Origin of the sequence: Nocardia sp. NPDC050413, assembly GCF_040655475.1 — a bacterium.
GTDB lineage: Bacteria > Actinomycetota > Actinomycetes > Mycobacteriales > Mycobacteriaceae > Nocardia > Nocardia coubleae.
This window is the reverse complement of sequence record NZ_JBFAJZ010000001.1, coordinates 838,278-850,096: the sequence shown is the minus strand read 5'-3', so window position 1 is coordinate 850,096 and position 11,819 is coordinate 838,278. Positions and strand designations below refer to the sequence as shown.

The following is an 11,819-nucleotide window of genomic DNA, read 5'->3' as shown; positions in this document are numbered from 1 at the left end:
AAAATCGCGTCGAGGATGCCATGGTCGTCGGCCGACGCAGCGGTCCGATCAGTGATCGCTGGTCTGGCCACCAGGGGCAAGTTGAGCTCTGCAAGCCTGCTGGATCTCATACGTGAGTTGCTGTTCCGTCCGGCCCGAGCTCGATCCCCACTCGTCCTCGAGATGAAAGATCTGGCCCAGCGGAAGTGCGATGACGCTGTCGGCATAACCGGACCGGTCGACAATCTCGCACACTTTGACGAGTACCCATCCTTCGGTGGCTCGGTTATCAGCATGCATTCGCGCGAGTTTGCTGAACGCCACCCGGGCCGCCGCCGCAGCCGAATCCGGGATAGCTACAGCGCAGTCGGCCAACGCCGCTGGAAGCGTGTCGTTAACCTCACGGATGTCGGTGCCGGTCAGCCCAGCCAAGGTCCTGAGCGCTTCACCGTCATGGCCCTGAACCATCCAGTGCGCTGCCCACCCTGGGATCCGTTCGGCCGGGACAGTGTCGAGCGCCACCCATGCGGCGACCAACTCGGGGGTCGGTACTTCGCCGGAGTCGGGTGCAAGCCAGTCGTTCATGCCGACCAGGATGCATGACCTCACGGTAAGAGCTGTACTCGAATACGGGAGCGGCCCAGTCATCGACCCGGTCTTACTGGCCCTAACCGATAACCGATCGAAGGCTGGCAGCGCGAAGCGCGTCAGACTGCACGCGCGGTTCTGACGCGACTGCCGCTCGCCAACCGGATGACGGTGCTCACGACTCCGGGGTCGTGGCACCGTGTTCGGCCCTACAGCGAGCGTAACCAGCCTTCCTTGACAAATATTTTTCGTTATTCCTCCGGGTCAGTCCTTGGGTTGAGTCGTCAGATCTGGTGTGACCAGGCAATGAAGAACAGCGTGCCCGCCGCCGTGAGCAGCACGGCGAGCGGGACCGGCCACCACGACCGGTGACCGCCCAGCACGGTGTGGATCAACCGGACCTGCAACCTTCCCAGCGCCGCGACCACGGCCAGGAACAGTGGTGCGAGGAGCACCGCGAGCAGTGCGTGCACCGCCCACGCACCGGCCAGAGTCGGCCCGCCCCACGCATTCCGGTACCCGTCACCCACCAGCAGCGGGTAGGCCAGACCGCGAACGAGCACCAGCACACTCAGCAGCACCAGGAACCAGCCGACGACACCCACCCCCGCCGACAGCACCGAATGCACCAGGCACCGGGGCAGCGACACACCATGAGCACCCACTGGTTCCCGCAGCATCCGCCGCGCCACCCGCACCCGGGTGCGGACCCGGGTGAAAGCCAGCGGCACCGCGACCGACTCGAAGCTCGCCGAGCGGGCCGCCGCGGCGATCACCGCAGAGCCCCCGAGGCGGCGAGGTCGTCGAAGAGCAACTGGTCGACCGGCGGAACCAGATCCCGGTCGCCGAAACCGAACCACGCCAATGCCTCGATCTCGCTGCTCGCCGTCAACACACCCCGGTACTCGGCGGTGTAACACGCCATCCGCACCACGGTGTTCTCGTCGTGGGAAACAGGTGCCTCATAGGTGCCCACATGGACGGCGGTCTCGGCCGACAACTCCACGGTCAGTTCCTCGGCCACCTCACGCACCAGCGTCTCGAGATCCGTTTCCGCGCCCTCGCGTTTGCCGCCGGGAATGTAGAAGACATCCTTGCCGCGCGGTCGGGCACACAGGATGCGCCCGTTGTCGATCAGGACCCAGGCCACAGTGTCGATCAGCTGCCGAATCGGAGACTCCACGGCCCGCAGCCTAACCCCACCCGGGCCCGCCGGGCGCGGCCGCGCGGCTCAATGCCCAGGCAGCACGCAGGCCGTGTCCAAGCCGAGGACCCGGTTGAGGCGGCCGAAAGCCAGCCACGAACCGATACTCATGCTCAACTCGACCACCTCGGGCTGGGTGTAGTGGGCGAACATGCGGGCCCAGAAGTCGTCGTCGAGACCGTGATGATCGGTGGCGTAGCGCTCGGCGTATTCGGCCGCCAAACGGGTCCGCTCGTCGAACCGGTCGGTGTCGCGCCAGTCGGTGACCGCGTCGGCGAACTCCGGTTCGACCTTCACCCCGTCGCGTTCGGTGCGCCAGTCCTGACAGAACAGGCACCCGTTGATCTGGGCGATGCGCAACCGGGCCGCCTCGAACTCCCGCAGCCCGAGCGTGGAGTGCTCGTACACCGACAGCGAGAACGCCGCGGCCGCGACACCGATACCGGGCACCATCTCGCCCCACACATACCCGATCGGATCCTTGCCCTGCGGCACGTCGATGATCATGGGATCTTCCTTCCGAGTTTGCCGACCGCGGCGCGCAACGGAACCTCGAGCGCGTCGTAGAGACCTGGTTCGGCGGCAACCAGCCAGTCGATCGCGTTGACCAATCTGCCCACCGCCGTGGCATTTCCGCCCGCCGCCCGGTTACCGCCCTCGTCGGTGGCGGTCACATTCACCTCGATGCGCGGGCTGCCCTCGATGATCACCCGGTGCGCACCCTCCCCGTCGGGTGGCGAGGGCCAATCCGGGGCGCAGTCCGGGTGGATACGGGTGACATGTTCGATGACGATGCGTGCCTCGCCCTCGACGATGCCCTGCACCTCGAAACGCACCGCCCCCTGCGTGCCCGCCGCGAACTCACCCATCCGCACCGTCTGCACAGTGGCATCGAGTGCACGCCGCTCGACGGTCTCGCGGACATCGTCCAGTTCCACATCCAGTGCCCTGGCCAGCAACCGGATCTGCCCGCCCCACACCATCGTCGGCACCGAGGGCAACAGCATCGGTGGCTGATAGTCCATCGGCTGCCCCATCCCCACCAGGTAACGCACCGAGTCGGGTTGGTCGTAGGTGGAGTAGTCGAAGATCTCCTGGCAGCGCACCACATCCACGGTGCCCGCGAGCCCGCTGATCAGCACCGGCAGCACGTCGTTGCCCCAACCGGGGTCGACGCCGGACACGAACAGCGAACCACCGCCGTCCTCGATCGCCGCCAGCACCGGGTCACGGATCTCGGCCGGCGCGTTACGGGGGTCGTAGAGGGCGTAGAGCGCGGGCGTCACGACCACGGCACCGGCCCGGATCGCGCGCACGATGTCGGCGAGCGCGTCGTCGGGCCGGATATCGCCGGACGCCGCGTACACCACCGCACGGGGCCGGGCCGCGAGCACGGCCTCGATGTCATCGGTCGCGCGCACGCCCAGTTCGGTGTCGAGGCCTGCGAGTTCACCGGCATCGCGGCCGACCTTCGCGGGGTCGTGGACGAGCACCGCGGACAGTTCCAGCGCCGGATGAGCGGTGACGCAGCGGATGGCCGCGCGACCGACATTGCCGGTGCCCCAGACGATCGTGGGGATCATCGCCTCACCGTAGCAAGCGCTTGGTTCGCCCGTGGCGGATCGGGAAACCGGATTCGAGCGACCGCCCCGACGTGACGGCGTGCCGATTACTCGACGCGCACGGTGAGGTCGCCGCCGATTGCGGTGGCGAGCCGCTCCACCGCCGCATCCAACGCCCGCTTCGGCAACCGCGCGCCGTCGAACGGCGTCACCACCACCTGTTCACCCTGCTGCTCCCAGGTGCCCGCGATCCGGCCGCCCACCAGCACCAGCGGTGAGATCCATCCGGCCGTCCTGCTGACCTTCGCCCGATGGTCGGCCGCCAGGAGTGCGGTGTCGCCGGTGCCGGGGCCGAGGACGTACTGGTCGAACGGCCCGAGCAGGTGGATCGCAGCATCCGGGGTCGCGGCCGTGAGTTCGTCGACGAATTCGGTGGGCAGCCATCCCTTTCGGCCTTCCACCTCGATCTCGGTCAGTTCATCTCCCAGGGCCGCGAACCATCCACGCACCACCGTCTTACGCAAGCTGTTGCGACTGAGCCAAGCATCGAAGGACTCCGGCGTCGCCGGACCGTAGGCGCCCAGGTACGCCCGGATCAGCGCGGGCGCCGCAACGTCGGGCTCGGGCAGGCCGGACCAGTCCGCCACCAGGTTCCCCGGCGAAGTGAAGGTGATCTTCGTGCCACGCATCGGTCCGTGGCACAACGCCCCCTGCCACGCCAACGGTTTGAGCACCGCACCCCACCCCGACCGCAACTGCTCCCCCAGATGCCCGAACCCCGGCTCGGCAAGCACCGCCTCCACCAACTCCTCGCGGGTGAGCACCTGCTCCGCCAGCACCCCCGACACCACCTGCACCAACGCCGCCACCTGCTCCGGAGTGGCCCCGAACGTCTTGACCCACGAGGCCTTCTCCCACGTCCGAGCCGACCCCATCAACGCCAACGCCGCCGCGGCCTGCCCCGGCACCATCGCATGCAACGTCCCGCGCATCGCCCACGTCTTCACCAACCCACCCACCGACAGCGCCGCAGCCACGGATCCCACCGAACCACCGCGCACCGCGACAGCCGTCTCCGCCGCCGACGCCACTTGCGCCTGCACCCCGACCAACCGCCCCGCGATCTCCTCGACCGCCTCGCCACTCCGAGGCGCGACGAACTGCCGCCCCAGCCGCCACGCGAACACCTGATCCCACCTGGCACTCACCATGCGCACCAACCTCTTTCACCGCCGACTCCGGACCCCCATCCCAGCAGACAGGTCCGACAAACCCCGGCGGTTCCGTCGCGCTGTGGCGCATAGACTCGACGCCGATGGCAACAGACGAGTACTTCTGGCCCGTTGACAAAGAATGGGCTCGCCGGGCACGCACCGCGTGGCCGGACACAGTGGAATCGCTGCCTGTCGGCAGCCTCGTGACCGGAAGAGTAATTGGGCGACAGCCTTTCGGCGTCTTCATCGAGCTCGATCAGGGGCAGGACGCGGTCGGTCTCCTGCGAGTGACGAGCGTGCCGCTGGACGCACAGCTACCTCTGCGAGGCGAGTCCGTCCACGGCCGAGTGCTGTGGCACGAATCTTCGAACTGCCAAGTCATCGTGGTGCCCCGGCGCGCAGCGAGCCGGAACGCGGCGCCCTCTCGCCAGACACCGCGTTGAGCCGCTCCATCGCAACCGGCATCGTCGCAGAATCGTCGCCGTACCCGGCACCGTGCATCGAGTGCGGCGCGACGACAGAGTTCGCCCTGACCCAGACGCTGGTAGGCGGACACGTCCGGTTGGAGTTGGACGGATGCTGTTCGGCGTGCGGATCCGGAAAGCTCGCCGAGTCTGACGTTCGCCGAGGATTTGCGGGCAGCTCGTGGATGCCGCGTTCTTGTCGGACATCGATGCGAACATATGTTCGTGTCCGATCCCGCTGCCCCGCGCCGCCCTCGTATCCAGTCCCGCGACGAGGCGTCGATCCTGCATGCCGATCTGGATTCGTTCTATGCCTCGGTCGAGCAGCGGGATCAGCCGTGGTTGCGGGGCAAGCCGGTGCTCGTCGGTGGCGGGGTGGTGCTGGCCGCCAGTTATGAGGCCAAGGCGTTGGGGGTGCGGACGCCGATGAACGCGGGGCAGGCGTTGCGGGTGTGTCCGCATGCGGTGGTGGTGCCGCCGCGGATGTCGGCCTATGCCGAGGCGAGCAAGGCGGTGTTCGCGATCTTCCACGACACCACTCCGATCGTGGAGGGCATCTCCATCGACGAGGCGTTCCTCGATGTCGGTGGGTTGCGGCGGATCAGCGGGGAACCGGTCGACATCGCCCGAAGATTGCGCGAACGCATCCGCACCGAGGTCGGGTTGCCCATCTCCGTCGGCATCGCCCGCAACAAGTTCCTGGCCAAAGTCGCTTCCGCCGTCGCCAAACCCGACGGTTTACGCCTGGTCGAACCCGGCGGCGAACTCGACTTCCTGCACCCGCTGCCGGTCGAACGATTATGGGGCGTCGGCAAAGTCACCGCCGCCACCCTGCACGCCAACAACATCACCCGCGTCGGTCAACTCGCCGAACTCGGCGAAGCCCACCTGCGCGCCATCCTCGGTCCCGCCGCCGCCCGCCACCTGTTCGCCCTGTCGTGGGCCCGCGACCCACGCCGCGTGGAAACCGGCAAACGCCGCCGTTCCATCGGCGCCCAACGGGCGCTGGGCCGCCGCCGCGAACCCGACGAGATCGCCGCCTACCTCGACGGACTCACCGACCGCCTCGGCCGCCGCCTGCGCGCCGCCGACCGGGTGTGCCGAACCGTGGTGCTGCGCTTACGTTTCGACGACTTCACCCGCGCCACCCGCTCGCACACCCTGGTCGAAGCCACCGACGCCACCACCGCCATCCGCCAGGCCGCCCACCGCCTACTCGACACCGCCACACCACTGATCGCCGAACGTGGCATCACCCTCATCGGCCTGTCGCTGACCAACCTGGACGACGCCGACACCATGCAGCTGACCCTCCCGCTGGAACCACGCGCCGACAACACTCTCGACGCCACCCTCGACGACCTGCGCCGCCGCTTCGGCTCCGCCGCCGTCACCCGCGCGGCTCTGCTCGATCGCGGCGAGGGTCTGTCGGTGCCGCTGCTGCCCGACTGACCCCGGCACGACATCCCCACCCGCACATACGGCATCCTTGCTGCCAGGGGGCGTCGGGGTCCTCCGTCCATCCACCACGAAGAGGACTGCCGCAATGCACTACGCGATCATCGGGTTCCTGACCCTTGCCCTGTGGGTGTACTGCCTCGTCGACATCGTCACCAGCCCCGACGACGGCATCCGCCACCTGCCGAAGATGGGGTGGCTGATCGTCGTCGTCCTGCTGCCGACCATCGGCGCACTGCTGTGGCTGTTCGCCGGACGCCCGATCGGCCCGTCGCGCCCGGCGTCCAACACCCGCTTCAGTGAGTACGACCGGCCCGGCCGCCACATCGCCACCAACCCCGACGACGACGAGGCCTTCCTGCGCGGCCTGCGCGAGCGCGCAGAACAGCAGCGCCGCGAGGCCCGCAGGCAACAGCAGCGGGACAACGACGAGGTCTGATCACAGGTTGCGTTTGGGCCGTTTGTCCATCAACCGCAGGATCAACGGTGTGAAGATCAGCTGCATCGCCAGCTCCATCTTCCCGCCCGGCACCACGATGCAGTTGGGCCGCGACATGAACGAATCGTGCAGCATCGACAGCAGATACGGGAAGTCGATCACCTTCGGATCGGCGAACCGGATCACCACGAAACTCTCGTCGGCCGTCGGGATGCTGCGCGCGATGAACGGATTGGACGTGTCGACCGTCGGCACCCGCTGAAAATTCACGTAGGTCCGGGAGAACTGCGGGCAGATGTATTTCACGTAGTCGGGCATGCGGCGCAGGATCGTATCTATCACCGCCTCACTGGAATACCCACGGTGGGTCTTGTCGCGATACACCTTCTGGATCCACTCGAGGTTGATGATCGGCACCACCCCCACCAGCAGGTCCGTGTGCTGGGCGATGTTCACCGAATCGGTCACCGCCGCACCGTGCAGACCCTCGTAGAACAGCAGATCGCTCCCCGGCGCGAGGTCCTCCCACGGGGTGAACGTGCCTGCCGGCTGCCCGTAGGGTTTGGCCTCCTCGTCGTCGTGCAGGTACTTGCGCACCTGCCCGACACCGGTTTCGCCGTACTCCCGGAACAGCGCCTCGAGCTCGGGCAGCAGATTCGCGTCCTCCCCGAAATGGGAGAACGTGGTGTTGGCCTGCGCTTCGGCCTCGGCCATAGCCAGTTTCATCTCCGCCCGGTCGTAGCGATGGAACGAGTCGCCCTCCACCACCACCGCGCTGATCCCCTCGCGGCGGAAGATCTCCTCGAAAGTGCGTGTGACACTGGTCGTTCCGGCACCGGAGGACCCGGTGATCGCGACGACAGGATGTTTGACCGACATAGGGCGGCTCCTAGGTGCGCTGGTCGTGCTTGGCCGGCCGGAACAGCGAACGCGTCCCGAACAGCGAACTGTCGAAGCTGGGGCCCTCATCGGGCTCGGTGTGATAACGCTCGACCCGCAACACCTCGTTGCGGGACCCGAAGATGAACGGCACCCGCTGATGCACCTGCGTCGGCGGCACCAGCATCACCCGTTCGTGCCCGGTGGTTGCGGCCCCGCCCGCCTGCTCGACGATGAACGCGATCGGATTGGCGCCGTACAGCAGCGAAACCCGCCCCGGCCGTGCCGGATTGCGGGTATCACGCGGGTACAGATACATGCCACCCCTGGTCAGGATGTGAAAGGTGTCGGCGACCAGCGACGCCACCCAGCGCATGTTGAAATCACGACCCCTCGGCCCGTCCACCCCCTCCAGACACTCCTGCACATACCGGCGCACCGGCCGCTCCCAGAACCGTTCGTTGGCGGCGTTGATCGCGAAACCCGAAGTGTCCTGCGGGATCCGCATGCGCGGGTGGGTGAGCACGAACGCGCCGATCTCCCGGTCGAGGGTGAACCCGTCGACGCCGCTGCCGGTCGTGAGCACCAGCATCGTGGCAGGCCCGTACAGGGTGAACCCCGCACACACCTGCCGCACGCCGGGCTGCAGGAAATCTGCGTCGCACGGTTCGGCGGTGCCCTCGAGCACCTCCTGTGGTGCGCGCAGAATGCTGAAGATCGAACCCACCGGCAGATTCACGTCGATATTGCTCGACCCGTCCAGAGCGTCGAACGCCAGCAGATACTTGCCGCGCCGCTGGGTGGACGGCACCGCCACCGCGGTGGCACGCTGCTCGGACAGCAACCCCGACAGGTGGCCGGTCCACTGGGTCTGGGCCACCATGATCTCGTCGGTCAACGCGTCGAGACGGTCGCTCGCCGACAGCGGCCCGTCCTCGCGTCCCGGAATCGCCCCGCGCGTCACCTGATTGGCAATGATCTTGGTGGCGGTGGCGACCACATTCACCAGCGCGGAGAATTCCCCCGACGACCCGGGATGACGGTGTTCCTCCTCGATCGTGTAGCGGGTCAGCGTTTTCAAACTGGTCGGCATGGCGAGGCACCCACCTCCTCGAAAACACTGCTGCCCAACACGTCCTCGGCGCACAACGTGACCAGATCCTCGCGCGACAACGGCCGCCCCGCTTCCACCAGTCGCTTGGCCTGGCGCAATCGGCACCGATCGATCGCATTGCGCACACTGCGCGCGTTGGAGAACCGGGGTCGCGTCATCCGCACCGTCAGATACCGGGAGAACGCCTCGCGCGCCGCCGAGTCGAAAACGAAATTCTCCGCCGCCACCATCAGCTCCGCGATGGCGAGCAATTCCTCCTGGGTGTAATCGACGAACTCCAGATGATGCGCCACCCGCGACGACAACCCCGGATTGGCCGAGAAGAACTTGTCCATCCGATCCGGGTAGCCGGCGAAGATCACCACCAGATTCGCCCGCTCGTTCTCCATCTCCTGCAGCAGGATCTCGATCACCTCCTGCCCGTAATCGCGTTCGTTCTCCGGACGGAACAGGTAATAGGCCTCATCGATGAACAGCACCCCACCGGCGGCCTTGGCGATCGCCTCCTTGGTCTTCGGGGCGGTGTGGCCGATGAACTGACCGACGAGATCGTCGCGGGTCACCGTGTGCACCTTCGGTTTACGGATATAGCCCAGCGCGTGCAGCATCTGCGCCATCCGCAACGCCACCGTCGTCTTGCCGGTGCCCGGTGGGCCGGTGAAACTCATGTGCATCGTCGGGCGCGACGATTCGAGACCGAACCGGCGGCGCGCCCGATCGATCATCAACAGCGCCGCGATCTCCCGCACCCGCAGCTTCACATTCGCCAGCCCGATCAGTTCGGCATCCAGCGCGGTCAGGGTCTCGGCGACGTCGTGACCGGCCAGATCCTGCGAAAGATCCAGCAGCGCATCGGCATCGAGCAGTTCCTCGGTCTGCGCCACGTCCTCGACCGGGCGCGACGGCCGGACGTCGGTGACGCCCGGCCGCGGCAACCGGAAACCGTTGGCGGTCCCCTCAGCCCCCATACCGCTGTCCCTGCGGACGTTCGGTGGCGTAGGAGCGCACGCTGTAGACCTGGCGGCGATCGGCGCCCTCGGCGCGAGCCAGTTCGAAACCGGGCTCCTCGGCCGGACGCTGCACGAGAAAACTCAGCGCCGTCGTCTGCTTGGTGTAGGTGGCGTCATAGGCGTTGACCCGCACATAGTGACGAGGAAACGTCGACCGGCAGGCGTTGATCTCGGCGAGCACCCCGTCGGGTTCGTCCAGATCGAACAGCGGCAACCCCCACATCTCCCAGTAGGTGTTGCGCGGATGCGGATCGTCGGTGTACTCGATCGACACCGGCCAGTTGTTGAGCAGTGCGTAGCGCACCTGGGCGGCGATCTCGGTGTCGGTGAGTTCGGGCAGATACGAGAACGTCCCGTGTCGCAAATACATGACCGGTCTCCCTACAGGCTCGGCGTCGGCACCGCGTCGGGTGCGTCGGTGGACGTGTAATCGAAGGTGACATCACCCCAGGTCGACAGCGCGACCTCGAGCGGTCGGCAGGTCGAGGCCGCCGTCCGCAACACATCGGGACCTTCTTTGAGCAGGTCACGGCCCTCGTTGCGGGCCTTGACCACTGCTTCGAGCGCCACCCGGTTGGCTTCGGCGCCCGCCGCGATACCGAGCGGATGACCGATCGTTCCGCCACCGAACTGCAGGATCACATCGTCACCGAACAGGTCGAGCAGCTGATGCATCTGACCGGCGTGGATACCGCCGGAGGCCACCGGCATCACACCGGGCAGGCTCGCCCACTCCTGATCGAAGAAGATGCCGTTGCTCAGCTGCGCCGGAATGTGGTTCTCGCGCAAGGTGTCGTAGAAACCGCGAGTCGTCGCTGGATCGCCTTCCAATTTGCCGACCACGGTTCCCGCGTGCAGATGATCCACCCCGATCAGCCGGCACCATTTGGCCAGCACCCGGAAACTCACCCCGTGCGTCTTCTGCCGGGTGAACGTCGAATGCCCGGCCCGGTGCAGATGCAGCAGCACGCCGTTGCGCCGCGCCCACTTCGACATCGACTGCATCGCTGTATAACCCACGGTCAGGTCCATCATGATGACGACCGACCCGATTTCCTTGGCGAACTCGGCCCGCTCGTACATGTCCTCCATGGTCGCGGCGGTGACATTGAGGTAATGGCCTTTGATCTCGCCGGTTTCGGCCATCGCCCGGTTCACCCCCTCCATCGCGAACAGGTACCGGTCGCGCCAGCGCATGAAGGGCTGCGAATTGATGTTCTCGTCGTCCTTGGTGAAATCGAGGCCACCCTTACAGGCCTCGTAGATCACGCGCCCGTAATTGCGGGCCGACAAACCGAGCTTCGGTTTCACCGTGGCGCCGAGCAGTGGTCTGCCGTATTTGTTGAGGTATTCGCGTTCCATCACCGTTCCGTGCGGCGGACCCTGGAAGGTTTTCACATACGCCACCGGAATGCGCATGTCCTCGAGGCGCAATGCCAGCAATGGTTTGAACCCGAACACATTGCCGATCACCGAGGAGGTGAGGTTGGTGATCGACCCTTCTTCGAAAAGGTCCAGATCGTAGGCGATATAGGCGAAGTACTCGCCCTCGCGCCCCGGCACCGGGTCGACCCGGTAGCACTTGGCCTGATACTTCGAATGCGCGGTGAGCCGGTCGGTCCACACGACAGTCCAAGTGGCAGTGGAGGATTCACCCGCCACCGCGGCCGCCGCCTCGATCGGGTCGACACCGGGCTGCGGGGTCACCCGGAACACAGCGAGCACATCGGTATCCGACGGCACGTAGTCGGGCGCGTAATAGCCCATCGAGGCGTAGGACTGTACACCCGGATCCCAACGATCCCGTTCGGTTTCTTCCGCCATGGTTCCTCCTGTGGAATCCGCTGTCCCGTAGCGAATTCCAGGATGGGGGGCACCGGCCGGGGAAACAATCAGAATGTTTCCGAC

The 11,819-nt window shown here is 66.6% G+C and carries 13 protein-coding genes; 2 read left to right on the top strand and 11 right to left on the bottom strand.

All coding sequences use genetic code 11. From position 1 onward, the window contains the following. Positions 1–48: 48 nt before the first annotated feature. The 6 genes from AB0I19_RS04145 to AB0I19_RS04120 all read right to left on the bottom strand — a co-directional run bounded on the left by AB0I19_RS04145 (position 49) and on the right by AB0I19_RS04120 (position 4,544). Positions 49–564, bottom strand: a complete 516-nt coding sequence (locus AB0I19_RS04145; RefSeq protein WP_357144164.1) for a hypothetical protein — start codon at positions 562–564, stop codon at positions 49–51. A gap of 287 nt (positions 565–851) precedes the next feature. Then, on the bottom strand, positions 852–1,343 hold the full coding sequence (locus AB0I19_RS04140; RefSeq protein WP_357144161.1) for a hypothetical protein: 492 nt from the start codon (positions 1,341–1,343) through the stop codon (positions 852–854). After that, on the bottom strand, positions 1,340–1,750 hold the full coding sequence (locus tag AB0I19_RS04135) for an NUDIX domain-containing protein (RefSeq protein ID WP_218022660.1): 411 nt from the start codon (positions 1,748–1,750) through the stop codon (positions 1,340–1,342). Before AB0I19_RS04135 ends, AB0I19_RS04140 begins: the two co-directional genes overlap by 4 nt. Positions 1,751–1,798: 48 nt before the next feature. Next, on the bottom strand, positions 1,799–2,278 hold the full coding sequence (locus AB0I19_RS04130; RefSeq protein WP_225279900.1) for a carboxymuconolactone decarboxylase family protein: 480 nt from the start codon (positions 2,276–2,278) through the stop codon (positions 1,799–1,801). Next, positions 2,275–3,354, bottom strand: coding sequence for a dihydrodipicolinate reductase (locus tag AB0I19_RS04125; RefSeq protein ID WP_357144157.1), 1,080 nt, complete (start codon positions 3,352–3,354; stop codon positions 2,275–2,277). The genes AB0I19_RS04130 and AB0I19_RS04125 overlap by 4 nt, the downstream gene beginning before the upstream one ends. Positions 3,355–3,440: 86 nt before the next feature. After that, positions 3,441–4,544: a winged helix DNA-binding domain-containing protein gene (locus AB0I19_RS04120; protein ID WP_357144154.1), complete on the bottom strand. Its 1,104-nt coding sequence runs from the start codon at positions 4,542–4,544 to the stop codon at positions 3,441–3,443. Positions 4,545–5,230: 686 nt separating this feature from the next. Between AB0I19_RS04120 and dinB the strand changes: the two genes are divergently transcribed. Further along, the gene (gene dinB, locus AB0I19_RS04115; RefSeq protein WP_357144151.1) at positions 5,231–6,463 is read left to right on the top strand and encodes a DNA polymerase IV; all 1,233 of its coding nucleotides are present in this window, start codon (positions 5,231–5,233) and stop codon (positions 6,461–6,463) included. A gap of 94 nt (positions 6,464–6,557) precedes the next feature. Next, positions 6,558–6,908: a PLD nuclease N-terminal domain-containing protein gene (locus tag AB0I19_RS04110; RefSeq protein WP_357144148.1), complete on the top strand. Its 351-nt coding sequence runs from the start codon at positions 6,558–6,560 to the stop codon at positions 6,906–6,908. Here the strand turns inward: AB0I19_RS04110 and AB0I19_RS04105 are convergent, their stop codons facing one another. The 5 genes from AB0I19_RS04105 to AB0I19_RS04085 are packed head-to-tail and all read right to left on the bottom strand — an operon-like array spanning position 6,909 to position 11,735. Further along, a complete protein-coding gene (locus AB0I19_RS04105) occupies positions 6,909–7,787 on the bottom strand; it encodes a phosphoribulokinase (RefSeq protein ID WP_181697254.1) in 879 nt (292 codons plus the stop codon). A 10-nt stretch (positions 7,788–7,797) separates the two neighbouring features. Continuing rightward, complete coding sequence (locus AB0I19_RS04100) at positions 7,798–8,880, bottom strand: class 1 fructose-bisphosphatase (RefSeq protein ID WP_357144145.1); 1,083 nt, start codon at positions 8,878–8,880, stop codon at positions 7,798–7,800. Continuing rightward, positions 8,865–9,869 (bottom strand): AAA family ATPase, encoded by a 1,005-nt coding sequence (locus AB0I19_RS04095; protein WP_357144142.1) that lies wholly within the window; start codon positions 9,867–9,869, stop codon positions 8,865–8,867. Before AB0I19_RS04095 ends, AB0I19_RS04100 begins: the two co-directional genes overlap by 16 nt. Further along, positions 9,859–10,281, bottom strand: coding sequence for a ribulose bisphosphate carboxylase small subunit (locus tag AB0I19_RS04090; RefSeq protein WP_067489958.1), 423 nt, complete (start codon positions 10,279–10,281; stop codon positions 9,859–9,861). Before AB0I19_RS04090 ends, AB0I19_RS04095 begins: the two co-directional genes overlap by 11 nt. An 11-nt stretch (positions 10,282–10,292) precedes the next feature. Continuing rightward, positions 10,293–11,735 carry a form I ribulose bisphosphate carboxylase large subunit gene (locus AB0I19_RS04085; RefSeq protein ID WP_357144141.1) on the bottom strand — a complete coding sequence of 481 codons (1,443 nt, stop codon included), beginning with the start codon at positions 11,733–11,735 and terminating at the stop codon, positions 10,293–10,295. Positions 11,736–11,819 lie beyond the last annotated feature (84 nt).